Origin of the sequence: Paenibacillus sp. FSL R5-0470, from assembly GCF_037975205.1 — a bacterium.
Taxonomy (GTDB): Bacteria; Bacillota; Bacilli; order Paenibacillales; family Paenibacillaceae; genus Paenibacillus_AQ.
In genome coordinates this window covers 6,064,600-6,090,958 of the sequence record NZ_CP150238.1, presented here as the reverse complement: position 1 = coordinate 6,090,958, position 26,359 = coordinate 6,064,600, and the positions used below count along the sequence as shown (strand labels likewise).

At 40.2% G+C, this 26,359-nt stretch carries 29 protein-coding genes; 26 read left to right on the top strand and 3 right to left on the bottom strand.

Going from position 1 to position 26,359, the window contains the following annotated elements; translation table 11 throughout:
- The first annotated feature begins 32 nt into the window (after positions 1–32).
- The 9 genes from MKY99_RS26955 to MKY99_RS26915 all read left to right on the top strand — a co-directional run bounded on the left by MKY99_RS26955 (position 33) and on the right by MKY99_RS26915 (position 9,541).
- Positions 33–533 (top strand): isochorismatase family protein, encoded by a 501-nt coding sequence (locus MKY99_RS26955; protein ID WP_339271804.1) that lies wholly within the window; start codon positions 33–35, stop codon positions 531–533.
- A 106-nt stretch (positions 534–639) separates the two neighbouring features.
- A complete protein-coding gene (locus tag MKY99_RS26950) occupies positions 640–1,308 on the top strand; it encodes a Type 1 glutamine amidotransferase-like domain-containing protein (RefSeq protein WP_339267329.1) in 669 nt (222 codons plus the stop codon).
- 213 nt (positions 1,309–1,521) lie between these two features.
- Positions 1,522–2,010: a DUF2199 domain-containing protein gene (locus MKY99_RS26945; RefSeq protein WP_339267327.1), complete on the top strand. Its 489-nt coding sequence runs from the start codon at positions 1,522–1,524 to the stop codon at positions 2,008–2,010.
- 548 nt (positions 2,011–2,558) lie between these two features.
- A complete protein-coding gene (gene yidC / locus MKY99_RS26940) occupies positions 2,559–3,401 on the top strand; it encodes a membrane protein insertase YidC (RefSeq protein ID WP_339267325.1) in 843 nt (280 codons plus the stop codon).
- Positions 3,402–3,732: 331 nt separating this feature from the next.
- The gene (locus tag MKY99_RS26935; RefSeq protein ID WP_339267323.1) at positions 3,733–3,891 is read left to right on the top strand and encodes a DUF6678 family protein; all 159 of its coding nucleotides are present in this window, start codon (positions 3,733–3,735) and stop codon (positions 3,889–3,891) included.
- Positions 3,888–4,292, top strand: a complete 405-nt coding sequence (locus MKY99_RS26930) for a GNAT family N-acetyltransferase (RefSeq protein WP_339267321.1) — start codon at positions 3,888–3,890, stop codon at positions 4,290–4,292. The genes MKY99_RS26935 and MKY99_RS26930 overlap by 4 nt, the downstream gene beginning before the upstream one ends.
- A 70-nt stretch (positions 4,293–4,362) precedes the next feature.
- Positions 4,363–4,791: an SRPBCC domain-containing protein gene (locus MKY99_RS26925; RefSeq protein WP_339267319.1), complete on the top strand. Its 429-nt coding sequence runs from the start codon at positions 4,363–4,365 to the stop codon at positions 4,789–4,791.
- 246 nt (positions 4,792–5,037) lie between these two features.
- On the top strand, positions 5,038–5,535 hold the full coding sequence (locus tag MKY99_RS26920; protein WP_042192030.1) for an LURP-one-related family protein: 498 nt from the start codon (positions 5,038–5,040) through the stop codon (positions 5,533–5,535).
- A gap of 436 nt (positions 5,536–5,971) precedes the next feature.
- The gene (locus tag MKY99_RS26915; RefSeq protein WP_339267316.1) at positions 5,972–9,541 is read left to right on the top strand and encodes an alpha-amylase family glycosyl hydrolase; all 3,570 of its coding nucleotides are present in this window, start codon (positions 5,972–5,974) and stop codon (positions 9,539–9,541) included.
- An 82-nt stretch (positions 9,542–9,623) separates the two neighbouring features.
- Here MKY99_RS26915 and MKY99_RS26910 read toward each other — a convergent pair whose 3' ends face one another.
- Both MKY99_RS26910 and MKY99_RS26905 read right to left on the bottom strand, forming a co-directional pair.
- A complete protein-coding gene (locus MKY99_RS26910) occupies positions 9,624–10,217 on the bottom strand; it encodes a YdeI family protein (protein WP_339267314.1) in 594 nt (197 codons plus the stop codon).
- Between the two features lie 188 nt (positions 10,218–10,405).
- Complete coding sequence (locus MKY99_RS26905) at positions 10,406–11,326, bottom strand: phosphotransferase (protein WP_339267313.1); 921 nt, start codon at positions 11,324–11,326, stop codon at positions 10,406–10,408.
- 202 nt (positions 11,327–11,528) lie between these two features.
- On the opposite strand from MKY99_RS26905, the gene MKY99_RS26900 reads away from it, so the two are divergent.
- From MKY99_RS26900 to MKY99_RS26840, 13 genes are all read left to right on the top strand, one after another.
- Entirely contained in the window at positions 11,529–12,407 is an 879-nt protein-coding gene (locus tag MKY99_RS26900; RefSeq protein ID WP_339267311.1) for an aminoglycoside phosphotransferase family protein, read from the top strand.
- A gap of 229 nt (positions 12,408–12,636) precedes the next feature.
- Positions 12,637–13,200 (top strand): alkyl hydroperoxide reductase subunit C, encoded by a 564-nt coding sequence (gene ahpC / locus MKY99_RS26895; RefSeq protein WP_042192019.1) that lies wholly within the window; start codon positions 12,637–12,639, stop codon positions 13,198–13,200.
- A 14-nt stretch (positions 13,201–13,214) separates the two neighbouring features.
- Positions 13,215–14,744, top strand: coding sequence for an alkyl hydroperoxide reductase subunit F (gene ahpF, locus MKY99_RS26890; protein WP_042192017.1), 1,530 nt, complete (start codon positions 13,215–13,217; stop codon positions 14,742–14,744).
- 225 nt (positions 14,745–14,969) lie between these two features.
- Positions 14,970–15,791: a methyl-accepting chemotaxis protein gene (locus MKY99_RS26885; protein ID WP_339267308.1), complete on the top strand. Its 822-nt coding sequence runs from the start codon at positions 14,970–14,972 to the stop codon at positions 15,789–15,791.
- A gap of 114 nt (positions 15,792–15,905) precedes the next feature.
- On the top strand, positions 15,906–16,622 hold the full coding sequence (gene deoD, locus MKY99_RS26880) for a purine-nucleoside phosphorylase (protein ID WP_149644832.1): 717 nt from the start codon (positions 15,906–15,908) through the stop codon (positions 16,620–16,622).
- Between the two features lie 270 nt (positions 16,623–16,892).
- Entirely contained in the window at positions 16,893–17,870 is a 978-nt protein-coding gene (locus MKY99_RS26875; protein WP_339271802.1) for a cation diffusion facilitator family transporter, read from the top strand.
- A gap of 73 nt (positions 17,871–17,943) precedes the next feature.
- Positions 17,944–18,264 carry a metal-sensitive transcriptional regulator gene (locus MKY99_RS26870; protein WP_042131123.1) on the top strand — a complete coding sequence of 107 codons (321 nt, stop codon included), beginning with the start codon at positions 17,944–17,946 and terminating at the stop codon, positions 18,262–18,264.
- Positions 18,265–18,371: 107 nt separating this feature from the next.
- Positions 18,372–18,608, top strand: coding sequence for a glutaredoxin family protein (locus tag MKY99_RS26865; protein WP_339267307.1), 237 nt, complete (start codon positions 18,372–18,374; stop codon positions 18,606–18,608).
- Positions 18,609–18,712: 104 nt separating this feature from the next.
- Positions 18,713–19,042 (top strand): four-helix bundle copper-binding protein, encoded by a 330-nt coding sequence (locus MKY99_RS26860; protein WP_042192011.1) that lies wholly within the window; start codon positions 18,713–18,715, stop codon positions 19,040–19,042.
- 207 nt (positions 19,043–19,249) lie between these two features.
- Positions 19,250–21,682 carry a heavy metal translocating P-type ATPase gene (locus tag MKY99_RS26855; RefSeq protein WP_339267306.1) on the top strand — a complete coding sequence of 811 codons (2,433 nt, stop codon included), beginning with the start codon at positions 19,250–19,252 and terminating at the stop codon, positions 21,680–21,682.
- 32 nt (positions 21,683–21,714) lie between these two features.
- Positions 21,715–22,338: a nitrite reductase gene (locus MKY99_RS26850; RefSeq protein WP_339267305.1), complete on the top strand. Its 624-nt coding sequence runs from the start codon at positions 21,715–21,717 to the stop codon at positions 22,336–22,338.
- A gap of 238 nt (positions 22,339–22,576) precedes the next feature.
- Complete coding sequence (locus MKY99_RS26845) at positions 22,577–23,575, top strand: globin-coupled sensor protein (protein ID WP_042192005.1); 999 nt, start codon at positions 22,577–22,579, stop codon at positions 23,573–23,575.
- Between the two features lie 33 nt (positions 23,576–23,608).
- Entirely contained in the window at positions 23,609–24,226 is a 618-nt protein-coding gene (locus MKY99_RS26840; RefSeq protein WP_339267304.1) for a dihydrofolate reductase family protein, read from the top strand.
- 64 nt (positions 24,227–24,290) lie between these two features.
- On the opposite strand, the gene MKY99_RS26835 is transcribed toward MKY99_RS26840, so the two are convergent.
- Entirely contained in the window at positions 24,291–24,461 is a 171-nt protein-coding gene (locus MKY99_RS26835) for a hypothetical protein (protein WP_156113190.1), read from the bottom strand.
- A 209-nt stretch (positions 24,462–24,670) separates the two neighbouring features.
- On the opposite strand from MKY99_RS26835, the gene MKY99_RS26830 reads away from it, so the two are divergent.
- The 4 genes from MKY99_RS26830 (at position 24,671) to MKY99_RS26815 (ending at position 26,315) form a co-directional block, all read left to right on the top strand.
- Complete coding sequence (locus MKY99_RS26830) at positions 24,671–24,931, top strand: hypothetical protein (RefSeq protein WP_143759589.1); 261 nt, start codon at positions 24,671–24,673, stop codon at positions 24,929–24,931.
- Positions 24,909–25,565, top strand: a complete 657-nt coding sequence (locus MKY99_RS26825; protein WP_076300947.1) for a response regulator transcription factor — start codon at positions 24,909–24,911, stop codon at positions 25,563–25,565. The genes MKY99_RS26830 and MKY99_RS26825 overlap by 23 nt, the downstream gene beginning before the upstream one ends.
- A gap of 62 nt (positions 25,566–25,627) precedes the next feature.
- A complete protein-coding gene (locus MKY99_RS26820; protein WP_339267301.1) occupies positions 25,628–26,155 on the top strand; it encodes a DinB family protein in 528 nt (175 codons plus the stop codon).
- Between the two features lie 16 nt (positions 26,156–26,171).
- Positions 26,172–26,315 (top strand): hypothetical protein, encoded by a 144-nt coding sequence (locus MKY99_RS26815; protein ID WP_179085821.1) that lies wholly within the window; start codon positions 26,172–26,174, stop codon positions 26,313–26,315.
- The last annotated feature ends 44 nt before the right edge of the window (positions 26,316–26,359 follow it).

The window sequence follows — 26,359 nt, the reverse complement described above, 5'->3', positions numbered from 1 at the left end:
AGCTATATTTATTCTGAGAGGGGTAGTTCAAAATAAAAATTGGATTTCTAATTGTTGATATGCAAAACCTTTTCTTACACGATCATATGGAGAAGTTAAATGTAAGTGAGGCTTGTGAATACATTAATCATGTGTCTGGGTTACTTCGTGCGAAGGACCAAATCGTCATCCATATACAAGACATGGAAGGGGCGAATGCGGATACGGATCCAGAAGCAAGAAATAGTATACCGGAAATTACAGTAGCACCGACAGATATCCAGATGGCAAAAGAATATTCTAATGCTTTTTGGAAAACGGATTTGGAACAACTGTTACGTGAACATGGTGTTGAATTCATCATCGTTGCGGGATTCGCCGCAGAACATTGTGTAACCTTTACTATTAACGGTGCACAAGAAAGAGGCTTTCAAGCAGCCCTTTTACAGAAGGCAATCCTTAGCACACGGCCTGATGCTATTACCTCGATTTACCGTGATCGGCATATGATCTCTTACCCGGTGATCGAGTTTTTAATGGAGACCATTGCTTGAGATTCTACTAACAGAAGCTATTGTTTATAATTGGAGTTACGTATTAGATTACTAATATGTAACTCCATTTTATAATTGTAAAAAATACATATGGAGGTAATTAAGTTTGAGTACTCACTACTATCTCAGTTGGTTTAATAATTTTTTTCCAGAGAAGCTGGTCCATTGTTTGCATGAGGATATACAAGACAGAAAATCGCTTGTTATGATTAGCGCTGAACCGTCTGGTTATACAGGTGAGCAAATTAACATTGATGATATTTCTGAATGTACATGGTTAAATCAGGCTAACATTATTTTTGATGAATATCATTTCATTGATTATCGCATGCAGAAGGAAGAGGCCCAGCGATTAATTCACAACGCTTCTGTCATTTTTTTATGCGGTGGAGATCCTGTTTTGCAAAACGATTTTTTGGCGGATTATGAATTATCAAATGTTATTAAGAACAGCAATGCCGTTATAATGGGTGCCAGCGCCGGTGCGATAAACATGGCTGCAAAATGGTTATGCTTGAAAAACACTGGCAATGAAGTTGAAACAAGTACTATTTATGATGGTATTGGCTTTGATCATTTTGCCTATGAATCTCATTCTAAACGCGACTACGCTACGTTTGTTCAAGGTTACCTGTTCCCCTTGTCTGAAGAGATTGATGTTTATGCGGCAGAACAGGAGAGTGCAATGCGTGTAAAGGACGGCAAAATAGAAATAATGGGTCCTGTATATTTAATTTCCCACTCAAAGATTCAGAAATTGGTTGAGACGCTCTAATTAGGCTTACAGCGAATCATCTTAGGTTATTAATATCTCCAGGACTTATTGTTGGGCAGAAATGATAAATTTTAGACCGCCTTCAATGGCGGTCTTTCTATGTCCGGCAGATGCTAGCTGTTCATTTTATTGAACTAACGGGCAGGATAACTCAGTAATTTCGCGAATAAGACGTTATAAGAAATCACCAAGAAACTATAAGGAGCAGAAAACATGAAATGCCCTCACTGTAACAACGAATTAAATGAACTTCCTTTATGTTACGGAAGTGAAGCACCATATTATTTTTACACTGTACCAGAAGAGAAAAGAACAGAATTAATTAGAGATTTTTGTGTAATTGATGAACAGCATTTCTTTATTAGAGGACATATTGAAATACCAGTAATTGATAGTAAAGAGAAATTTATATGGAGTGTTTGGGTTTCTCTTAGTGAAGAGAACTTTTTGAAATCTAATGAATTATTGCACGTAGAAGGAAGGGAAACTGAAGAACCTTATTTTGGTTGGTTATCGACTGAACTTTCAATATATCCAATAACTACATTATCGTTAAAGACAATGGTACATACACAAGAAGTTGGTGCTGTTCCGTTAATAGAATTAGAACAAACGAATCATCCACTTGCAGTTGAACAAAGAGAAGGAATTACAATGGAGAGAGTTAAAGAAATTGCTCATTTAATAAATCATAGTCTGTAAGAGAAGGATTTGAAAGTTGCTCTCCTTGGTCTGCTAAGGATTTTTCGGTGAGGCGTAATCAGCAGACAACCCCGCAAGGCTAAATCCATTGGACTCGGTGCGTAATGTCGATTAAGCTAGCGGGGCACATTAGTGGAATAGTGGTTGCTTCGGCAGCCATTTTTTATTTGTTCAACTAACGGGCAGGTTAGTGAAACCACACAGTTTTCTCTAACGTATAATCATTATTCAAATTTTTCCAATATGGCTCATACAGAGGTGAACTTGGCTGGAGCATTTTTATGACTTGGTTCAATTGGCGTTCTCGATCGCTCTCATCTATTCCTTAGTGTCAATTCCATTCACCTATTTTTCTACACAAGAGATACACTGGGGTTATGAAATTGCTCCAGCCGGTTTAACTTGGTTTGTAGCTGTCAGACTTTCACAACCGAGCAGCATTCAGCGGTGGATAGTACGTACCGCCAGACGAAGAGAAGCACCTAATGAAGAAGACCATAGTCCTTCCCCACATTGATATTCCATACTTTCAATTAGGGAGGACAACGATGAAAAAGATTTTGTTGCTTCAAAAATGGGCTAAGCCCATTCTCGTCATGATGATTGGAGTTATTCCGATCATTGTGCTCAGCGGGTGTTCGACAGCATCCCAATCAAACTCGATTAATGCCGATTCAGCAGGGATATTTAACCACTTTTTTATTTATCCATTTTCGATCTTGATCAAATTCTTCGCGAATGCATTTCACGGAAACTACGGATTATCGATCGTGCTGATGACTTTCATCATCAGACTCGCGATCATGCCGCTCATGATGAATCAAACCAAGAAACAAATGGACATGAAAGAAAAGATGGCCGTCCTCCAGCCGGAGTTAACTGCACTTAAGGAGAAGTATAAGAACGACGTCAGTGCGGATGCAAAAAAACAACAGCAAGTCGAGATGATGCAGCTCTACCAGAAGCATCAATTTAATCCCTTAAATATGGGGTGTTTACCGATGCTTCTCCAATGGCCGATCACCCTTGCATTTTACTACGCCATTCGTCGTACCCCAGAGATTGCAGCGGACGATTTTCTGTGGTTTAGCTTGGGGAAAACAGATATGATTTTGCCGCTTATTGCCGCTGTGGTGTATTACGTTCAGTTCCGCGTGTCTCAATCCGTTTCAGCGCAGTATCAGCAAAATCAAAATAACCAAATGGCTTTCATCGGATTGTTGTCACCGATCATGATGGGTGTATTTTCTTTTCAGATGCCCGCCGCGTTACCATTATATTGGGCAGTTGGCGGTATATTCATTATCGTGCAAACGATCATACTCAATAAAATGTACACGAAGCCAAATGTAGCGAGTAAAAACTTACCCACCGGTGTAGAAGATTTATAAAATTGAACCAGGTCATAAAACAATACTAAATACAAGGCATCTGAGGCGCGACCTCAGATGCTCTGTTTTTTATGTTGGCGGCTCGTTAACGGGGAACATAGTTCAACATAATGAGAAAAATGAAAGGGCCATCCCACAAAAGGATGACCCTAAAACTTACCGTTACAGACAGCGCGGAGAACCGTATCATAAATAACGATTAAGCTAATGGGAAATTATAGCTCAATAACACCAGAACGAAGCTGCCGACTTGAATCGGCAGCTTTGTTCTGCTAACGGGCAGTTTTGTACAAGAGAAAATGATAAGCTGGAATAAACACTTGCAGTACTGATGGGAGAAAAAGGTGAATATATGGATTCAAATGAACTAAACCCTTTAATGAACAACACAAAATGGGAAGAAATAAGACAAGCAATGCTCAACTATGCTCTTCCAACCAAATGGAGGACTAAAGACATTGATACTGGCAGAAAGGAAGGTATAGGGTGAGTATTTATTACGCTTCAAGCAAAGAGGATATCACTAAGGATGCACTCCAAGAGTTATTTCTTTCGGTAGAATGGGAGTCTGGCAAGTACTCAAACGAGCTTTTACAAGCAATCGGAGGGTCTCATTCAATTGTTACCGCTTGGGAAGGAGGAAAGCTTGTCGGTTTAATAAATGCTTTGTCAGATGGTGTTTTAACGGTATATTTTCATTATATGCTTATTAATCCGAGTTATCAGAGTATAGGTATAGGTAAGGAAATGATGAATATAATGCTTGATAGATATAAAGGGTGTAAAACAAAAGTATTAATTTCTTATCCTCATGCAGTGGATTTCTATAATAAATTTGGCTTTAATACAGAGGATGGAGCTACACCAATGTTTATCTCAGAGTTGATATAATTGATGGTATAATTTTCGTATACAAATAATTACATAAATTAGATCCTTATAAAAAAGGGGAATGAGCAATATGGCAAATATCGAGCACTTGCAGACCGTGAATGTTCCAGCTTCAAAGGTATATGAAGCATTAACCACTGCAAAAGGACTTTCAGAAATATGGACAAATGAACTAATAGTCAATGATCAGATCGGTTGTATAAATGAGTTTCGATTCGGCGGAAAAGGCTTAACAAAGATGCGAGTTGATGAGCTTGTTCCCGATAAAAAGATTTTGTGGCAGTGTGTTGATTCAGATCCAGAATGGATAGGTACGACAATTTCTTTTGATATGAAGGAAAAAAACGGGAAAACTTCAATCATTTTTCGTCAGATGAATTGGGAGGAAGTGACCTCATTTTATCGCGTATGTAATTATAACTGGGCTATTTTTTTGTACAGTCTTAAACAGTATTGCGAAGAAGGCGAGGGTCTTCCGTATCATAAACGGAAGTTTTAGAACCATTGAAAACACGGATGGGTGACTAAAGTACATGATCCCGAGAACTGATTTCGAAAGTACTGGGTAAGTACGAAGAAGTTGTCACCCAAGTTTTTACAATCATTCGGTTCAACTAATGGGAAACTATAGTTCAATAATGAGAGGGTTAACGAAAGGTAGTTCATGGTTAGGTGGCTATCACTATTAATATCTATGATGAAATCTGCGCTTTAATAATATGCTTATATCGAAGGAGGTATTGGAATGAAGCAACTTTATATAAAGCAGAAGGTATTCAGTCTAAGTGGTAAATTTACGGTAAAGAATCAGCAGGAGCAGGATGTCTATTATGTAGAGGGCAGTTTTATGCAAATACCAAAGACGTTCTCCATTATGAATACAACAAGAGATGAAGTCGCACTTATTACGAAGAAGGTATTTAGTTTTTTACCGAAGTTTTTTGTTGAGGTCAATGGCCGAGAGGTGTTAACGATTAAGAAGGAGTTTTCTTTCTTTAAAGCACGCTATACGATTGATGCGGCTGACATTGAGGTACATGGTAACTGGTGGGACATGGATTTTCAGGTCTTGCAGCATGGTGTAGTCATAGGTAAAGTGAATAAGGAGTGGTTCACTTGGGGTGATAGCTACAAGGTTCAAATACTAAATGAGGAGATGGAGGCAATCATAATTGCGTTCGTTGTTGCAATTGATTGTGTAAAAGCTGACCAAGCAACTGCTTCCTCATCAGCGACGATTTAATTTAGGGACATACAAAATAATATATTTAAGGAATTAATATTTCATAAAATCATACTAGAATAGTTACGAAAGTATAGAGCCTAGTTCTATAAATAGCGGTAATTTAAGATTTTAATATGCCTTGAACAACTGATGAATGAAAACGATTGAACTTTGTATTTAAACTCTTAAATTTTTATGTTTTTAGCCTAAAAGATGCATTGACCCGGAAAAGGTTGGAGCCTATAATCATAAACAGGGAAAATTCATTAGATATGGAGCTATCTGTAACCTGAGGATTTCTCAATAGTTCTATTTGTAAACGCATACAATGAGGTTTTTCCATATTTTCTATGAAGGAGGAGATTGGATAAGTTAGATTGTTTCTTTTTTTCTCATTTTTGCAAACGTTTGCACAACGTAATTTGCACTTAAAATTAATGAGGAGGTTATTTAATTGGTACGAAAACAATCTAGGCGGTTTGTTTCTTGGTTGATCATTTTTTCGCTAATCTTTAGTTTATTCGGTTTATCGGGCGGGGCTTCAGCCAGCAACACTGATTATACAGTCTCCTATACGAACACCACAGCATCTTCTGTGACACTGCATTGGACTACGAATAATTGGACGAATACTACGGACACAGTCATGTCTAAAAGTGGGACCACGTTTACGGCCAACCTCAATGTGCAGGAGGGCGCAACACTCATTTATTGTTATCACATCACAGCCCCGACGGATAGCTGGGACAGCAACGGAGGGAAGAACTGGACGGTAGTTATTCCGGTTGCTGGGAAGTATGAAGCTGAGAGCGCAGCCTTGTCAGGTGGCGCAAAAATAAATACGAATCACACCGGATATACCGGCACCGGTTTTGTTGATGGATACACAACCACAGGAGCAACCACCACCTTCAATGTTCATTCTTCCGCTGCAGGCGCCTATAATGCCACGCTTCGCTACGCCAATGCGACTGGCAGTGCCAAGCAAGTTTCCATTTATGTGAATGGAGCAAAGGTAAAGCAGACCACTTTAGCGAACTTGGCAAACTGGGATGCATGGGGGGACCAAACAGAAACGCTCTCCTTACAGGCAGGAAATAATACGATCGCTTACAAATATGACTCGGATGATACTGGGAATATCAATATCGACTATCTAACTATTTCAGCCACAGCAACGCCAACGCCTACCGCAACACCAACACCAACACCAACAGTGACGCCTACGCCAACACCAACCGTAACACCAACGCCAACAGTGACGCCTACACCAACACCAACCGTAACACCAACGCCAACAGTGACGCCTACACCAACACCAACCGTAACGCCAACACCAATAGTGACTCCTACACCAACACCAACCGTAACACCTACACCAACGCCAACTTCGGCTGGCTTAACGGTTCATTTTAAGAAACCAGCAAACTGGAGCTCAACGATCCGAATCCATTACTGGAAGCTGAGTCCGACAACAGTTCCAACAAGCGGAGCTTGGCCAGGAATTCTGATGAAATCGGACGGAAACGACTGGTACAGCTATACTATTGCCAACGCCACCGGCACAAGCCTTATCTTTAATGATGGCAACGGCAAACAGACCGCCGACTTATCCCGCAGTATAAAAGAGGGCTGGTATTCCTCGGATAATGTGTGGTATGACGCTAATCCAGAAATTCCGAAGATCCCCGTGATTTCAGTCTCTCCTACGCCGAAGACATATGATTCTGCCCAAACTGTGAAGCTCTCCAGTATCAATACTGGCGATAAAATCTACTATACGACAGACGGGTCGACACCAACGACATCTTCTACCTTATACACGGCTCCAATCCAAGTAGCTTCTACTACGACTATCAAGGCTTTTGGTGTTAACTCCTTAGGTCAAGCAGGCAGTGTAGGCACTTTTGCTTATGCCATTGACCTAAATCTCGACCTGCATGCCCCAACGATAACCGCGAATTTACCTGTTGGGAATTCAAGCTCTGCGGTTACCGTCTCTTTTAATATAAAAGATAACAAAGCAGCAACGACCACCGCATATTACACAGATAATGGGACGGAACCAACTACCAGTTCAAATCTCTATATCTCGGGCAATGCTTTAACTGCTCTGGCTGGACCGTCCATTCTTATTAATAAGACGACGACACTGAAATTCCTGGTGGTTGATGGTGCCGGAAATGAAACGAAACAGAGCTTTGTCTATACGATTGGAAATAAAGGCGATTTCCGCGAAGACACCATTTATTTCGTAATTACTTCACGATTCTATGATGGTGATCCGAGTAACAATGTACATTCATGGGAGGATGCTAAAGCAGGAAATCCGGATTCAGACCCAGCTTGGAGAGGTGACTTTAAGGGACTGATTCAAAAGCTCGATTACATCAAAGCGCTCGGATTCAGTGCTATTTGGATTACGCCAGTGGTGCAGAATGCCAGCGGGTATGATTATCATGGCTACCATGCGATTAACTTTTCCAAAGTAGATCCAAGATATGAGTCAGCGGGAGCCTCTTATCAGGAATTGATTAATGCAGCTCATGCCAAAGGGATAAAGGTTATTCAGGATGTTGTTGTGAATCATACTGGTAATTTTGGGGAAGAGAATCTGTTGCCTATGTTCAAAAAAGATCCGACTGCAGCGGACACCGTAAATAACATGCTTAAAATTACGGATAAACTGCCAGCTAACTATGATACGATGACCCCTGATCAGCAATATCAGGCCAGACTCGCAATCATGAAAAATGCGGAAACCAACAATAACATGTATCATACCGAAAAAAGTCTTTCCTGGGAATCTTACACCGTACAGACAGGACAGATTGCAGGAGACGCTGTGGACTTGAATACGGAAAATCCTGTAGTGAATCAGTATCTAATTGACAGCTATAATCAGTATATTGATATGGGTGTTGATGCTTTCCGGGTCGATACTGTGAAGCATGTAAGTCGGTATATTTTTAACAAATACTTTGTTCCTGCTTGGAAAACAAGAGGGGGCTCAAACTTCTTTGTCTTTGGTGAAGTGGCTACTCGGTACAGAGATGTATGGAATAGTGGAATTCCGGCAATATCGACTCCATTCTATACATGGAAAAGCTCGAAAGCCTATCCGGGTGATGGACAAAATGACTACGCTTCCAACAAGCTGTCAGTGGAACAAGAGTGGGCAGATAACTCTACTACAGCAGGGCAGCCAACCTCGAACAATGCTTTTTTAATAGGCAATAATTATCACGCGCCTGACTATTCGATGAAATCGGGTATGGATGTTATTGATTTCCCGATGCATTGGGCATTCAAGACTGCACAGGAAGCATTCAGTATGAAGAGCGGTGATCAATATTATAACGATGCTACTTGGAATGTAACTTATGTTGACTCTCATGACTATGCACCTGACCAAGCCCCAGAGAATCAACGATTTGCAGGGACACAAGACACTTGGGCTGAGAATCTCTCGCTGATGTTCACTTTCCGGGGAATACCTGCGATCTATTACGGTTCTGAAATCGAGTTTAAAAAAGGATCAGTCATCGATGTAGGCCCGAATGCACCACTTAGCTCAACAGGGCGTGCTTACTTTGGAGATCAAATTGAGGGTAGCGTTACTGTTCAGGACTACGGTAAGTATACAAATGCTACTGGCACACTTGCCGATTCATTAAACTATCCTTTGGCAAAACATATTAGACAACTCAATTTAATCAGAAGAGCTGTTCCAGCCTTGCAAAAAGGCCAGTATTCCACAGAAAATGTATCCGGTGATTTGGCATTTAAAAGAAGATATACCGATAGCGCTAAAGGTATTGATAGCTTTGCGTTAGTTACGATCTCAGGAAATGCGACATTTACCGGAATTCCGAACGGAACTTACGTGGATGCGGTGACTGGCGATACCAAAAACGTTACTAACGGTACAATCACTCTGGTATGCTCTGGAAAAGGAAACGCTAGAGTGTATGTATTGAACGGTAGCGGTGGAATTGGAGTAACCGGAACCTACCTGAAGTAGTATAAAGTCTTTTAGTAAAAAGAGAAGAAGCAACCTCAGTTCGGATTGTTCACCGATTTAAGGTTGCTTCTTCATATACAACTTAATCATTTAATCCTTTTCCATCCAGAATTTGCGGCATCCATTTTTCAACCCTAGATACTCGAGTTTTGGATTGCTTGGGTTCAGAAAAATGATGAAGGTATGCTCTTTGCCGCCCGGGCGTCAAGGCTTCAAAAGCATTTTTCAAGGCAGGCATTTCATCAAGTTTAGTTTGAAATTCATCAGGAATGATGAAATCTGTATTCTTTTTGAATTCCACTTCCAAACCAGCTTTTTCAACCTCGATGGCTTCATAAATATATTCTTTTATGATGCTTTCTTTTTCAAGGATTTCTTGAACATTGGTGAACCGGATCTGGCGTGCAGCTTGTACATTCTCCGTTTGTTGAATCAGAATTCCATGGGTATCCTTTAATAAGACACCTTTATGAAATAGCAGTGCAATATATTCTTTAAATCCATGGATTAAGACTATGTTTTTGTTCTCAAACGTGTAACAAGGATGCATCCATTTAAAGTCTTCGGTCAGCTCACAGTCAAGAACGATATTTCTCAACGTCTCGTATTCTTCCTGCCACTGTTTTACTTTCCTTAGAAATCCGTCCACCTTAGGATTCGTTTTACTATTAGTCATTAAGGAACACCCTTCTTCCTCGTAATCATATTAAGATCTCAACTTGCTTAGCTTGTCCCTTTTGTGGCTGATCTAATTGCATAGTTTGCATACAGACACTAGTAAAGCTAACATAATATTAGATGTCTCTTATGGAAATGGCTAGTAAAACTTATGTTAGCGAGGTATTTATGAACCGAATAGAAGTATCAATGTTTAATGCAAACTTCCTGCCACTTCATAAGCCAGTGATATTGTTGATCGCAAAATTCTTTAGATATACATTGTAATCCTTGGCACTGTACTATTCTTGAGATAATTTGAAAATGTCTGATCGCAATAAAATCGAAAATCGTAAGAATCTCTTGGTCGCTCAGTGTACGTATTTTACTATATCCTTTATAAAAGCGTTCGTATAAACGTAAGGTTTGATCATACATCGATTCATGAAATTCATTAAAATGGGTATCATCACACATATATGCAACATCCATACTCGGATAATCACCTGAAGCGTCGTCAAAGTCAAAGAGAACATATTCGCCATGCTCGTTTCTGATCATATTTCCCGTATGAAGGTCACCGTGAGAAAAGTTTTTTGGGAGCCTAGTGATGCGTTCCCATAATTCATTACCGTATTGATTAAGTTCTAGAATTTTTTCTGGATCAAAATGGAGTTCTTTCATATTGGAGATATAGCCATCGATGTAATCGACTTTCGTCCTGTTAATAAGTTTATTGGGATATAGTTTCATTAGGTTATGGAGTTCTGCAATCTGATTTCCGATACTCTCGGCCTCAAGCTTAACCTCGGGCATTGCGCCTTCGACATAATCGTATAATATACCTACGCAGCTACCAAACTGATTACTAAGCATAATATGGCTATCATTTTCGACAGTTCTAACCACAGATACTGCTGGATATGAATTTGCTTTTAAATAATCTAAGATCTGAACCGTCTGCAAGGCGTCATCCGATTTAAAGTTACGGTATATTTTAAACATATACTTTTGTTCTTGATTCTGTAAGTAATATACTTTACCGATCATTTCTCGATGAAGTTCGATATTCTCTATATTTATTTGATAGGCTCGCTTGATTTCACCGATAAGACTATCAACTTTCATAAGCTGAATTCTCCTTTGAGTAGAACTTGGGCTATATAAATTATCTTTACTGTATATCCAATATGTAAATACTAACGATAGCTTATGTCACAAACAAATATACGGAAGTATTTTACAATAATGACAGCGAAGTTGAATATGGGCTGTTCAGCGATATTTTTTATGATAGGTGACAAATAACTTTTGTTTGGAGAGATAAACATTGAATACAATTACCGTAGATTTAGTTGCAAGATTAATTAATGAACAATTTCCCGCGTGGTCCGATTTAGAGATTAGACCAGTAAAATTCAGCGGGAATGATAATCGAACGTTTCATTTAGGTGAGCATATGAGTGTGAGGTTGCCAAGTGCTGCAGCTTATGCTCCACAAGTAGAGAAAGAGCAACGATGGTTGCCCATATTAAGTAAAGAACTCACGTTACCTATTCAAATACCATTAGTCAAAGGGGAGCCTAACGAAGAATATCCATTGCCGTGGTCTATCAATAAGTGGGTAGAGGGTGAGACATTAACGCACCAAAATATTAATGATCTTAACCAGTTTGCAAGAGATTTGGGAGCATTTTTAATTGAATTACAATCTATTGATGCTAGTAGGGGGCCTTTAGCAGGAGAACATAATTTCTATAGAGGTGGATCTTTAGCGGTATATGATGAAGAGTCTAGACATGCGATTGAGCATAATAAAGATATTTTTAAAGAAGATCTATTGAGAGAAATCTGGGAATTAGCATTAGATTCTAAATGGAATTCCAAGCCGGTTTGGGTTCATGGAGATATTGCGCCAGGGAATTTACTAGTCAAAGATGGAAAGCTGTGTGCAGTCATTGATTTCGGAATCTTGGGTGTAGGCGATCCTGCTTGTGATGCGGCAATGGCATGGACCTTTTTTGATGAGGATAGTAGAAAGGTATTCAAGGGTGTATTACAGATGGATGAAGAGACTTGGAATAGAGCAAGAGGATGGGCTTTATGGAAAGCATTAATCACATATAATGGAAATCGATATTCTAACCCAAAGGTAGCGAGAGAATCTTTAAATATTATCAATTTAATAGCAGATGACTTCGAATTGTAGAAATTGCCCTACATAAAACATGTAAACTAACCCATACTAGTTCATAAGTATGATAATTTATGAACATTTAGCGACTGACAACGATTATCATATTAGAATTATTATAAATAACTTGACAGGCCTTAATTTGGTTAATTATAATAATTACAAATAGTATTCAGATATGTGATGTTTGCAGATTTGAATATTGTATCCACAAAAAATAAAACTTAAAGGAGATTTAAATAATATGTCACTTATCGGAACAGAAGTCCTACCATTCAAAGCAAGCGCATTTCAAGATGGGAAATTCATCGATGTATCAGAAGAAAACTTTAAAGGTAAATGGAGTGTAGTTTGCTTCTACCCAGCTGACTTTACATTCGTATGCCCAACTGAACTTGAAGATCTGCAAAACCAATATGAAACCCTAAAACAATTGGGTGTTGAAGTATATTCCGTTTCCACAGATACTCACTTTACACATAAAGCATGGCATGAAAGCTCTGCAGCTATTGGCAAGGTAAAATACATTATGATCGGCGATCCTTCTCATGTGATTTCCCGTAACTTTGATGTTCTGATCGAAGCTGACGGTCTTGCTGATCGTGGTACATTCATCATTGATCCAGACGGTATTATCCAAACCGTTGAAATTAATGCTGGTGGTATTGGTCGCGATGCTAGTGCACTTGTTAACAAAATCAAAGCAGCACAATATGTACGCAATCATCCAGGTGAAGTTTGCCCAGCGAAATGGTCCGAAGGTGCAGAAACTCTTAAACCAAGTCTCGATCTTGTAGGTAAGATTTAAGGAGCGAAAGCTAAATGAAATTAGATCAAGAAATAAAAGCTCAACTAGCTCAATACCTAGAACTCTTGGAAGGCGACGTAGTACTGAAAATCAGTGCAGGCTCTGACGAAGCATCTCAAGAGATGGAAGCGCTGGTTGATGAAATTGCCAAAATGTCAGCTAGGATAACGGTAGAAAAAACCGAACTGCCTAGAACCCCAAGCTTTAGCGTAAATCGTGTGGGTGAAGATACGGGCGTAACCTTTGCTGGAACTCCGCTAGGACATGAGTTTACTTCATTAGTGTTGGCTCTATTGCAAGTTAGCGGAAGAGCGCCTAAGGTTGAGCAAAGTGTTATTGATCAGATCAAAAGCATTAATGGCGAATATAAGTTTGAAACTTATGTCAGCCTAAGCTGTCACAATTGCCCTGATGTTGTACAAGCACTAAACCTAATGAGTATATTCAATCCTGGGATTACCCATACGATGATTGACGGCGGAGTGTTCAAAGAAGAGGTAGAACGCAAAGAAATTATGTCTGTTCCAAGCGTTTACCTTAACGGTGAATTTTTCGAAAGTGGTCGTATGACGGTTGAAGAAATTCTAGCTAAAATGGGTAGTACTGTAGACGCATCAGAGTTTGACAATAAAGCTCCTTATGATGTTCTTGTTGTTGGCGGTGGCCCAGCAGGTGCAAGTGCAGCAATTTACGCAGCGCGTAAAGGAATTCGCACAGGAATTGTCGCTGAACGCTTAGGCGGACAGGTTAACGACACACTTGGCATTGAGAACTTTATCAGTGTAAATTACATTGAAGGTCCTCAGCTAGTGGCTAAACTCGAAGAGCAAGTGAAAGAGTATGGCATTGATGTGATGAAGTTACAACGTGCCACACGTTTAGATAAGAATGATTTAATTGAAGTTGAACTCGAGAACGGTGCTGTTCTAAAGAGTAAGACGGTCATTCTGTCGACAGGTGCTCGTTGGCGCAATATGGGTGTGCCTGGTGAAGCTGAATTCAAGAATAAAGGCGTAGCCTACTGCCCACACTGCGATGGTCCTTTGTTTGCAGGCAAAGATGTTGCCGTTGTCGGCGGCGGTAATTCAGGGATTGAGGCAGCAATTGATCTAGCGGGTATAGTGAAGCATGTAACGGTTCTGGAATTTGCTCCAGAGCTCAAAGCAGATGCTGTACTGCAAGATCGTCTCTACAGCCTACCTAACGTTACTGTGCTTAAGAACGTGCAAACGAAAGAAATTACCGGAACTGATAAGGTAGATGGTATTTCTTATATCGATCGTGCGACAGAAGAAACTCACCATATTGAATTACAGGGTGTATTTGTACAGATCGGTTTGGTTCCGAACACAGATTGGTTAGGTGACATGGTTGAACGTACTCGCGTTGGCGAGATCGTTGTAGATAGCCATGGTGCTACAAATGTACCAGGAGTATTTGCTGCTGGCGATTGCACTAATAGTGCTTATAAACAAATCATCATTTCGATGGGATCCGGTGCAACTGCAGCTTTAGGTGCATTTGATTATCTGATCCGCAACTAATCGATACTGTTAATAAAAGCAAGTAACCCAAAGCCCTCACTTTTCACAAAGTGGGGGCTTTTTTGGATGTTATCCGTATGATGTGGGAGAAAAAAGGGGATTTGTAAACTTTTTTGGAGGATTTTATGAGAATATCTCGAATACATATTTCAAATATGAATCAAACAAAATTAAGAATTTAGCACGGTTGGAGAAACCTTTTGCTGGAATGGAGACTATATTTCTGTGATTAATAATATTGAATCTTTAGACAAATTTATCGCGATTATACCTATAATAAAATTATCTATTCCGGCTGATTTATCCATAGCCATATGTGATTTGGAACGGTTTGTTGCTTATTTTCCTGGCGATACCATTAATTTAAACATTACCGAAGGACAGCTTTTAAACAAAGAAGAACCGCTTTACATAGCTATCCGAGAGAATCAAGAATTAAAGTCCGATGTTCCGGCCAACTTCTATGGATTTGAGTTTACGGGTACAGCGACACCTCTTCATGATCAAAACGGTCAGGTCATTGGCGGGATTGCAGTTCAGATTCGTAGACAAAGTGAATTAAAGGCTATTGTAGAACAAATCTCAGAATCACTGACCCAAGCTAATGAGCAAATCAATAATATTTCGTATGGATCCAATTCACTTGCGGATTACTCTCAGCAACTACTTATTCAATCCCAACAAGCTGGTAGAGATGTGGAGAATACTACAGAGGTCCTATCGATTATTAAAAAGGTTGCTGACCAAACTAATTTACTCGGGCTGAATGCAGCAATAGAAGCAGCTCATGCAGGTGAGAAGGGAAGAGGGTTTGAAGTCGTAGCTAAGGAGATTCGGAAATTTTCACGGGAAACCGTTTCTTCAACTCAAAACATAAATGAAACCATGTTACAGATTAAGGGGATTACGAACCAAATGGCTAATTCGATAGAGAAGATAGCGGCGATCGGACAAGAACAGGCTGCATCTGTTCAGCATACTTCTGCATTTATTGAGGAAATAAAAATAATGTCCCAAAAGCTTAACGAGTTTGCGAATAAATTGTAGCAAGAGAATCAGTTCTTTTTTTGTTGAAACAAAAGAATATTTTAAACGTATATTTAAATTCATGGATGGTATAGTAAGATAGTAGTTGAGTAACAAACTTAGGAGGAATAAATTATGTCAACGCCGCACAATGCAGCACAAAATGGTGAAATCGCCAAAACAGTATTAATGCCAGGAGATCCGTTAAGAGCGAAGTATATCGCAGAAACCTATTTGGAGAACCCAACCCAATTTAATACGGTACGGAATATGTTTGGATATACAGGCACTTACAAAGGTAAAGAAGTGTCAGTAATGGGTTCGGGAATGGGAATGCCAAGTATCGGTATTTATTCTTATGAACTATACAAAAATTATGGTGTGGAAAACATCATTCGCATCGGTAGTGCAGGTGCCTACACAGATAAATTGAATTTATTTGATGTGGTACTGGCGGATAGTGCGTGGAGTGAATCTACATACGCCTATGTGCAAAGTGGTGTAGAAGGAGACGTGCAGCTGCCAAGTAAAGAATTGAACGAAGTCATTGAAGAAGCGGCTAAACGTATTAACAAGCCACTTTTGACGGCTAGAATTCATTCAAGCGATGTATTCTATCATGAAGATAACGTGCCAGGCCACAATGAATTTTACAATGAACATGGCTGTGTATGTGTAGAAATGGAGAGCTATGCATTGTTCCATAATGCGAAAGTATTAGGTAAACAAGCAGCATGTATTCTTACTATTTCAGATTCATTAGTTACTCATGCAGTAACCACGGCAGAAGAAAGACAAAATTCTTTCAACAGCATGATGGAAGTTGCATTAGAAGCAGCGATTTCTCTTTAAGATTAAGAAGTGAAAGATAAACTAAAACATCTTTATACAGAAATTGTATAGAGGTGTTTTTTTGTGTTTTCAAGACTAAAGAGGATATACCCTTAGGTTCGTTATTGACAAGAAGAAAAATCCAGATCATAATAACATATGAGCACTTGTTCATATGTTATTATGATCTGGAGCTTTTGAATACCACTGCGCGCGCATACAAATACTATCTTGCTGAAGGTAAATAGGAGGTAAATCATGAAGGACAAGAAGAATAATCACAATCATCAGATGGAGCACGTAGACGGGCAACACTCCGATCACGATCACAGCGATCACAATCACTCCCATGCAGGACATGATCATTCCCATGGGCCTCACGGTCATCATCATTTTGATCCTAGCGGAAACAAAAAAGGACTAATGATTGCATTAATAATTACAGTAGGAATTATGTTTTTGGAGTTTTTTGGCGGACTGATCACTAACAGCTTAGCGCTGCTATCGGACAGTGGGCATATGCTAAACGATGCAAGCTCCTTAGCATTAAGTCTAGTGGCGGTCTGGTTTGCAACTAAACCTGCATCTCCCAATAAAACATATGGATTTCATCGGTTTGAAATTCTAGCGGCACTATTGAATGGGGTCACCTTATTTGTAGTTGCTGGTTTTATCATCGTGGAGGCTTATGGCCGATTCTTCGAGCCGCCTACGGTTGCAAGTGGTTCTATGATGCTGATCGCATGTATAGGTCTTTTAGCCAATGTTGCTAGTGCTTGGTCTCTTATGAGAAAAGGGGATGTAAAGAATAACATTAACCTTCGCAGCGCTTATCTTCATGTGCTTGGCGATGCTTTAGGCTCGGTGGGGGCTATTATTGCAGGTTTAGTTATGATGATTTTTGGCTGGTATATTGCTGACCCGATTATAAGCGTACTAGTTGCTCTATTAATTCTTAGAGGCGCTTGGGGAATCATCAAACATACCGTTCATGTTCTTATGGAAGGTACACCGATTACAGTGAATCCATCTGAGGTAAAGGCAGTTCTAGAAAGTATCGAGGGCGTTATAAATGTTCATGATCTTCATGTTTGGACAATTACCTCGGGTCTTGATTCCCTAAGCTGCCATCTCTTAATCAAAGATCAGGAAGATGATCAACGTATTTTGCAGCAAGCCATTCAGTTAATAGCGGAACGCTTCAAAATCCAGCATACTACTATTCAAATTGAGACATCGGTGATATCCCATGAAGTGATGAAAGTCTAATTATATTTTATATTTTGAATAGATTAGGGGGGCTATAGTATAATAAAACTATATGGAAAGGAGTGATTGGTGCATGGAAGATCATACGCACGAGCACGAATCATGTAGCACGGGTGAACGAAAAAGTCATCACTCTGAGAAGACTAAAAAGAACCTGGTTAGCCGACTCAATAGAATTGAAGGACAAGTAAGAGGGCTAAAGGGATTAATTGAGAAGGACACCTATTGTGATGATGTGCTGCATCAAATCTCTTCGGTCCAATCTGCTTTGAACGGCGTAGGAAAGCTTTTGTTAGAACATCATATGAAGAGCTGTGTCGTGGAACGAATTCAAGATGGTGAAAATGAAGTGTTAGATGAGTTATTAATTACCATCAATAAATTAATTAAATAATTGATAATAGAAAGGATTCGTTGGAATCCTTTTTTATTTAGATTCATATATAGTATAGGGGGGTATACTAATGTTGTTAGAAAATATACTGAAGGAGGACGACCCATATGAACGTAGAGGTATTTACAACACCGACTTGTGAGGATTGCAGAAATTTTAAAAAGTTCTTAAGTGAGCATCATATTCCATTTACTGAATTTAATATTGCAGATCATCCTGACCATGCAGATACGTTATTAAATCGAACTGGAAAAAGATTGGTTCCCACCATTTTCATTAACAATCAGGTATTCTTCGGATTTGTGTTCAATCGTCAAGAAATTGAGAAACAGCTGCATGTCTAATGCTCAGTTCGGACAATTTCTCTGAGCATGATAAGTTAGCTCACGATTGGGTATATATAGAGTAGGGGACTATACTAAATTACATCTTGAGAGGAGCTTTTATGATGTCACATCAAAACTACAAAGCGTGTATTGAAGAATGTTTAAAATGTATGGTGGCTTGTAATCACTGTTACTCATCTTGCTTGGAGGAAGATCATGTTGGAATGATGAAGGAGTGCATTCGCCTGGATCGTGAATGTGCAGAAATATGCGGATTCACTGCACATGCCCTGTCGATGAACAGTAAATATGCCAAGGCCTTATGTTTAGCTTGTGCAGAGGCTTGTGAAGCCTGTGGCAACGAATGCAAAAAACATGACCATGATCATTGCCAGCAATGTGCAGAAGCATGTTTTGCCTGTGCGAAAATTTGCCGAGAAATGGCTGCTTAACTCAGTAGGACTCTCTTCAGAGAGGACGGATTCATGAAGGAGTTTTCTCAGAAACAGGATTTCTGTTACTGAGAAAACTCCTTTTTAAGTGCTTTGGTGTATAGCTTGTCGCTTGACAAAATATAGGGTAGGGGGGTATACTAGCGTCAAGAAGATGATGATACAAACAATGGAAATCATCACAAAAGTGAAAGAGGTGTTTATATAATGACTACTGCTGCGGCGGGACAATCGCAAACTTCATTACAAATCACAGGGATGACTTGTGCTGCTTGTGCGAACCGCATTGAAAAAGGCTTGAATAAATTAGAAGGTGTAAGTGAAGCCAACGTAAACTTTGCAATGGAAAGGGCTACAGTGACTTATGATCCGAACATAGTGGACGTAAGTAAGATGGAAGCAAGTATTCAGAAGCTAGGGTATAGCACGGCTAAAGAAGCTGTAGATTTACAGCTTGTAGGTATGACATGCGCTGCTTGTGCATTGAAAATTGAAAAGACTCTGAATAAACTGCCTGGCGTAAGCACTGCCAGTGTGAACTTTGCGATGGAAACAGCACATGTCGAATATAATCCCGTTGAAGTTTCTGTATCTGACATGCAGAAGCGGGTGGAGAAGCTTGGATACAAGGCTGTTCCCAAACAAGAGCAAGGTGACCCAGCGGAACAGCGACAACAAGATTTATCCAAGCAAAAGCGTAAGCTGCTGATCTCCGCGATTCTATCGTTTCCACTGTTGTGGGCGATGGTGAGCCACTTTTCCTTCACTTCGTGGATATGGCTGCCTGATCTTTTTATGAATCCATGGTTCCAATTGATTTTGGCAACACCAGTTCAATTTTATATTGGTAAACAGTTTTACATCGGTGCTTATAAAGCACTTCGTAACGGCAGTGCGAACATGGATGTTCTAGTTTCACTTGGGACCTCAGCGGCCTTTTTTTACAGCCTTTATTTAACCATAGTTTGGGCTGTCGATGGTGGGAGCACGCATCATGGACCAGAAATGTATTATGAAACGAGTGCAGTATTGATTACTCTGGTTCTAATGGGGAAATTGTTCGAATCCTTGGCAAAAGGACGGACCTCAGAAGCTATTAAATCCTTGATGGGACTGCAAGCCAAGACAGCTTTAGTTGTCCGCGACGGTGAAGAATTAAGCATTCCGGTAGAGGAAGTTATTACTGGTGATATAGTACTTGTTCGTCCAGGGAATAAAGTACCTGTAGATGGTGAAGTTCTGGAAGGGATCTCTTCAGTAGATGAATCCATGCTGACCGGAGAAAGCCTCCCTGTTGAAAAGAAAGCCGGAGATTCCGTCATTGGAGCGACGATTAATAAAAACGGTATGCTTCGAATTAAGGCAACAAAAGTAGGTAAGGAAACTGCTCTTGCGCAGATCATCAAAGTGGTAGAAGAAGCGCAAGGTTCAAAAGCTCCTATTCAACGGGTTGCTGACGTCATCTCCGGTATCTTTGTTCCTATCGTTGTTGGGATTGCCGTTATTGCATTTTTAGTGTGGTACTTCATCGTAACACCGGGTGATTTTGCAGGAGCTTTGGAAAAAGCAATCGCTATTCTGGTTATCGCTTGTCCTTGTGCTTTGGGTCTGGCTACGCCAACCTCCATTATGGCTGGTTCCGGACGTGCAGCTGAACTGGGAATCCTGTTCAAAGGCGGAGAGCATTTAGAGCAAACACATAAAATTGATACGATTATCTTGGATAAAACAGGCACAGTAACAAAGGGCAAACCTGAGCTTACCGATATTTTGGTCGAAGGCAACGAGACAGAATTTCTTAGACTGGTGGGTGCAGCCGAGAAGAATTCAGAACATCCACTTGCAGAAGCTATTGTCGCAGGCATCTTGGAAAGAAATATTGAATTGCCAGGGACAGAATCTTTTGAAGCTATACCGGGTTTTGGGGTCAAAGCTGTCGTGGAAGGCAAAGAGCTGTTAATTGGTACTCGGCGTCTCATGGACAAATACGGTGTAGAGGCAAGTCATGCTTATAACATCATGTCTACTTTAGAAGAATCCGGTAAAACAGCAATGCTTGTTGCTATAAATAAAGGGTACGTGGGTATGGTAGCTGTTGCGGACACCATTAAAGAAACCTCTCAGGCTGCTGTCAGTCGGTTGAAAGGAATGGGCATCCAGGTCATCATGATTACCGGAGATAACGAACGTACGGCAAAGGCGATCGCAGCTCAAGTTGGCATTGACCATGTACGCGCTGAAGTGCTTCCAGAAGGAAAAGCGGAGGAAGTGAAAAAATTACAAGCGCAAGGAAAGATAGTAGCCATGGTCGGCGATGGTATTAACGATGCTCCAGCTCTAGCTACTGCAGATATTGGGATGGCAATCGGTACGGGTACGGATGTGGCTATGGAAGCTGCAGATGTTACTTTAATGCGAGGCGATCTATCCAGTATTCCTGATGCCATCTACATGAGCCGTAAAACGATGACTAATATTAAACAAAATCTATTCTGGGCGCTTGGATACAACTCCCTTGGGATTCCAATCGCAGCACTTGGTTTCTTGGCTCCATGGGTAGCGGGTGCAGCAATGGCGCTCAGTTCGGTTTCCGTTGTACTTAACGCGCTTCGTCTACAACGTGTGAAGATCCGTAACTAAATCGCTTGAGGAATGGAGACGGAGATAAGGATATGGGAGAGATAACGAAAATCGCAGTTGCGCCTCCAATTCAAGTGGGAGGAAGCCTGTTCACACCAGAGCAGCTTGCTACAATTGGAGCTATTGTAGGGACAAATGCAAGAATTGAAATGACATCTTTTAAACAGCTATATTTGGAGGTACCTCTGGAACATCGTGAAGAGATTGTGGAACAACTTGAGCGTACGGGCTTGGAAGTATATCCAGCGGGTTTTGTCACGAAAAGCCTGATTGCTTGTAATTTTTGTAAAGGGGCTGAGGAAGCAGGTCTGGCAGTTGCACAGAAATTAAATCAGTCTATCGCAGGGATTGAAACACCTATGCCACTGAAGATTGGTTATGCGGGCTGTGCACTCGGAACCAGCGAGCCTCTGTTGAAAGACATTAGCGTTGTGAAAATGCGTAATACCTATGAGATTTTTGTGGGTGGAGAACCAAAAGGGCTTAAGACTTCAATCGCTCAATCCCTTAGATCAGGGCTAAGTGAAGATCAACTTATTCCAGTGATTCTGTCATTGATTAACTACTATAAGGCCAACGCCAAAGGGAAAGAGAAATTCAGAAAGTTCATTGACCGGGTGACGATAGAATTGCTGCAACAAGTTGTTGCTGTGTAGGATAAGGTTTTAATTTTAAGAGGGGCTTCCTTTATAGGAGCTCCTCTTTTTAGTGTGATCTAAGAATAATGCTACGAAATGCAAAGTTTGTAAAATTAATAAACTATTTAAGTAAATAAAGTGTTAAAATTTATAAAAATAATACCTTTATTATCAAGATAAATAGATGCCATAGGGGATGGCATGGAAGATGCGATGATCATTATATAAACAGAATGAGAGGGAAGTTGACCAAATTATGATCAATCTTAGTTCAGAGCGACAACAGCAAGTTAGCTATATTGGGATTACTGAGGCTGATTTAAATGTATTGAAAAGTAAGGAAAAAGAATTCAAGCAAATCGTAAGCTCCCTTGTAGATGAATTGTATAAGCAGATGATAGAGGAACCTGAGCTCCTCCACATCATTGAACAGCACAGTACGCTTGATCGATTGAAGGAAACGCAGCAGTGGTATTTTTTATCCATGGCATCGGGTGTGATTGATGAAGCATTTATTGAAAGACGACTGCTTATAGGTAAAATTCACTCGCGTATTGGTCTGACAACAAATTGGTATTTGGGCACTTACATATTATATTTGGATCTCGCTACAGCTTATTTTGAACGGATATTACCGACTGATTGGAAACCCGTCATTCATGCATTAACCAAGATGTTTAATCTGGATTCACAGTTGGTTCTGGAAGCCTACGAAGTCGATGAAAAAGCAAAAATAGAAAATTTATTAGAAAAGCAAAACCACTTGCTTACAGGTGTTAGTTCTGCGGTTCAAGAATTAGTATCCTTAATGGTTCAACTGAAAGATAGCAGTGAATCCATCGAGGAATTAGCTAGTAAGAATGCTGATTATCAAGAGAAAACACATCAAACTGTGTTATATCTTGACAAAGAGGTAGAGTCTATTCATCAAGTGGGTACAATGATTAGGGAGGTTGCTGATCATACGCATCTTTTGGGCTTAAACGCAGCCATTGAAGCGGCAAGAGCAGGGGAGTACGGTAGAGGCTTTGAAGTCGTCGCGAATGAAGTACGCAAGTTAGCTCGTCGCTCAAAAGATTCAATAGGAACGATTGATGAGAAGCTGAATAATATCAACTCCACACTGTCCAAGGTGAAAAAAGAATCGGAACACAATTCCATGTATTCTAGAGATCAGGTGAAGGGCTCTCAAGAACTGGCCTCCTTCGTGAATCTGATTGAAAAAGTGACCGTCGAGTTAGAAAACTTGAAATAATCAAGCATGTCCTCATATTGCGGATCGAATGTTATGTATTCATTTCTGGTACAAGGAGCGATGAGTGTGCCTGTAGATCATCATGAACAAGATGCAGAAAATTCATCTAGAAAGATTGTGGCAGGTTTATTCATATCGCTGGATGGAGTGGTAGACTCACTTGAAGCCTCACCTAAGAAGTGGGGGAGCAATGAAATGAATGAGACGATTGCTGCCGGTGTTGCACAGGCGGATACTGTACTGCTTGGACCACGTACTTACAAGATGTTAGCCCAGTTCTGGCAGCATCAGAGTGACAATCTACCCATGGCAAGATTCCTGAACCATTCTGACAAATATCTGGTCTCCAGTACGATTACGGAGGACATGCTCGAATGGCAACCTGCGAGCCTGATCAAGGGCAAGCTCTTCGAGGAGATAATGAAGCTAAAGCAACGGCCTGGAAAGAACATTCAGATCCCTGGTAGTCCGAGATTAGTCAGATCCCTATTACAAAATGGATTGTTAGATGAGCTTAGGCTTAATATCTGTCCCGTAGTCATTGGCTCTGGAATGCGTCTTTTTGACGAGATCACGAATCAAGTCCCACTTCATCTTGTGGACTCAAAAACTTACAGCAACGGTGTAGTAGGCTTAACGTATCGCATATAATCTTTGAAATGAAACACTCCTTCAGAATATTCTGAGGAGTGTTTTTTTTGTTTAGCAGTGCGGTTTAGACGTCGGTTTTGGAAACACCATTTAAGCTGGGAACATAATCGGCAGCTTTATCAATGTTTACCATCTGAGCCGCTTCATTAAAGTTATTGTTATTCTGTGCATTGTTTTTCTTACTTGGTTGATGTTTGCCTGGTTCACCTTTGGGACTGGCGTTATTTTTTGGCATGACATTCACCTCCATATTCTCCCCATAGTATGAGAAGGTAGTTTGAATTTTATGCCAGACAAGGAGGTGATGGGGGGCACGCGTTGTTTATAGATGAAGGAATATCATGCATAAAAGTATATTATTCCCTATTGAAATCATTTAAAATGGTAGAGAATACATGGCTCGAATTACAAATATGTATAATTTTGTTCTTCCGGGAGATTCAAATGAGAGTGAAACCCGTTATTTTTTCATATCAGGGCTACTTTGCAGTTTTTGCTTTCTTATCATTCATTTTGTGGGGATCATCATATCAGCATATGGGCTTGTCTGGCATCAAAGAACGTGTAGCGAGTTTAGAAGGAAAATGTACGTTTAACTCGGAGAAGGGTAAAGGGTTGGAGGTTATTATTTATTTACCGACAACGACTTTTGTGGAGAAGAAAAATAGAGGAGGCGATGACGATGATACGTATCTTGTTGGTTGATGATCATCCTTCAGTTGGAGAAGGAACCAAGAATATGATTGAGCAGGATGCTGATATGGAGGTAACCTTTGTTTTGTCAGCGATGGAAGCTTTCGATATGCTGGAGCAGCAAGGATTTGATGTGATATTATGCGATCTTAATATGCCTACAATTAGCGGACTCGAATTCACCAAAAGAGCCGTTCAGCGTGATCCCGAATCTAAAGTGGTGATTTATACCGGATATGAAATCAGTGCGCATTATAACCTGTTGATGGAGTCAGGGGTTACAGGATTTATCTCTAAGACAGCTTCCAGAGAACAGCTGTTAAATACCATTCGTTGCGCACTAAGAAATGAGGCTGTCATTCCAGTTTCTTTGCTAAAGCAGCTGCGCAGAAGTGATATCAAGATATCCAATAACCGGGATAATCAGCTCATTGAAGAAGTATCTATTAATCAAAAGGAACAAGAAATACTCCAGGAAGTTGCCAGTGGAAAAAGTAACAAAGACATAGCCAGCAAGCTCTTAATGTCACAAAGGACAGTGGAGTATAATCTGACGAGAATCTTCGAGAAGCTGAGTGTACATTCGAGATCAGAAGCTATCGTAGAGGGAAAACGGCTGGGACTTGTTAGAACGGAGCAATTTTGAGCTGGACAAATACATAGTCTTGTAAATTTACAAATTCGAAGATATGAAGGAGAGATCTCATAATGATCGATATGGAACAAATATATCTAATTACGGATATCCCAGGTTATACGCCGGAAATTAGTCGTCTTTTATCCATGATGAACTATGCCAGACACACAACACTACAAGCCGTTGCAGGTCTAACAGTGGAACAACTAGACTATTTATTGGACTCAGAGAGCAACTCCATTGGAGCGTTATTATCACACTACGCTGCGGTAGAATATGCGTATCAAGTGGCAACGTTTGAGGGAAGAGATTTGTCTGAGGAAGAATTAACAATATGGGGGCCAGCGTTAAGCTTAGGAGACGAAGGGCGAGCGATGATTAAAGGGAATGATCTTAACTATTATTTAGACCGTTTAAATGAAGTAAGAGAAAGAACGTATGCATTGTTCGCAACCGTTGATGATGACTGGTTATATACAGAAGAGGAATTCTGGCATAACAAACAGGCGAACTACTATTTCATGTGGTTTCATGTATTCGAAGATGAAATTAATCACAGAGGCCAAATTAGATTGATACGAAAAAGAGCGCTAGCTTAAAGAAAGGGGAACATAAATGGAGTTCATAGAGAAGAGTATTAAGCCTTTATTTAACAAGTATCCGTTGCTCTCGAAATTTATCTTAGCAGTGCTAATCTTTGATATCGTCTATTACACAGGTAAAGAAGTTGGGCGAATTGCCTATTATATGACTCACTAAATCTTTATAAAATGTGCCTAACAGAAAAAGGCGAATTCGACTCC

Bases quoted from the DNA above. Each gene is read 5' to 3' on its own strand.
- MKY99_RS26945 (WP_339267327.1), top strand. From the start codon at position 1,522: ATGAAATGCCCTCACTGTAACAACGAATTAAATGAACTTCCTTTATGT.
- yidC (WP_339267325.1), top strand. From the start codon at position 2,559: ATGAAAAAGATTTTGTTGCTTCAAAAATGGGCTAAGCCCATTCTCGTC.
- MKY99_RS26935 (WP_339267323.1), top strand. From the start codon at position 3,733: ATGGGAGAAAAAGGTGAATATATGGATTCAAATGAACTAAACCCTTTA.
- MKY99_RS26925 (WP_339267319.1), top strand. From the start codon at position 4,363: ATGGCAAATATCGAGCACTTGCAGACCGTGAATGTTCCAGCTTCAAAG.
- MKY99_RS26920 (WP_042192030.1), top strand. From the start codon at position 5,038: ATGAAGCAACTTTATATAAAGCAGAAGGTATTCAGTCTAAGTGGTAAA.
- MKY99_RS26910 (WP_339267314.1), bottom strand. From the start codon at position 10,217: ATGACTAATAGTAAAACGAATCCTAAGGTGGACGGATTTCTAAGGAAA.
- MKY99_RS26905 (WP_339267313.1), bottom strand. From the start codon at position 11,326: ATGAAAGTTGATAGTCTTATCGGTGAAATCAAGCGAGCCTATCAAATA.
- ahpC (WP_042192019.1), top strand. From the start codon at position 12,637: ATGTCACTTATCGGAACAGAAGTCCTACCATTCAAAGCAAGCGCATTT.
- ahpF (WP_042192017.1), top strand. From the start codon at position 13,215: ATGAAATTAGATCAAGAAATAAAAGCTCAACTAGCTCAATACCTAGAA.
- deoD (WP_149644832.1), top strand. From the start codon at position 15,906: ATGTCAACGCCGCACAATGCAGCACAAAATGGTGAAATCGCCAAAACA.
- MKY99_RS26875 (WP_339271802.1), top strand. From the start codon at position 16,893: ATGGAGCACGTAGACGGGCAACACTCCGATCACGATCACAGCGATCAC.
- MKY99_RS26870 (WP_042131123.1), top strand. From the start codon at position 17,944: ATGGAAGATCATACGCACGAGCACGAATCATGTAGCACGGGTGAACGA.
- MKY99_RS26865 (WP_339267307.1), top strand. From the start codon at position 18,372: ATGAACGTAGAGGTATTTACAACACCGACTTGTGAGGATTGCAGAAAT.
- MKY99_RS26860 (WP_042192011.1), top strand. From the start codon at position 18,713: ATGTCACATCAAAACTACAAAGCGTGTATTGAAGAATGTTTAAAATGT.
- MKY99_RS26855 (WP_339267306.1), top strand. From the start codon at position 19,250: ATGACTACTGCTGCGGCGGGACAATCGCAAACTTCATTACAAATCACA.
- MKY99_RS26850 (WP_339267305.1), top strand. From the start codon at position 21,715: ATGGGAGAGATAACGAAAATCGCAGTTGCGCCTCCAATTCAAGTGGGA.
- MKY99_RS26845 (WP_042192005.1), top strand. From the start codon at position 22,577: ATGATCAATCTTAGTTCAGAGCGACAACAGCAAGTTAGCTATATTGGG.
- MKY99_RS26840 (WP_339267304.1), top strand. From the start codon at position 23,609: ATGTATTCATTTCTGGTACAAGGAGCGATGAGTGTGCCTGTAGATCAT.
- MKY99_RS26835 (WP_156113190.1), bottom strand. From the start codon at position 24,461: ATGCCAAAAAATAACGCCAGTCCCAAAGGTGAACCAGGCAAACATCAA.
- MKY99_RS26830 (WP_143759589.1), top strand. From the start codon at position 24,671: ATGAGAGTGAAACCCGTTATTTTTTCATATCAGGGCTACTTTGCAGTT.
- MKY99_RS26825 (WP_076300947.1), top strand. From the start codon at position 24,909: ATGATACGTATCTTGTTGGTTGATGATCATCCTTCAGTTGGAGAAGGA.
- MKY99_RS26820 (WP_339267301.1), top strand. From the start codon at position 25,628: ATGATCGATATGGAACAAATATATCTAATTACGGATATCCCAGGTTAT.
- MKY99_RS26815 (WP_179085821.1), top strand. From the start codon at position 26,172: ATGGAGTTCATAGAGAAGAGTATTAAGCCTTTATTTAACAAGTATCCG.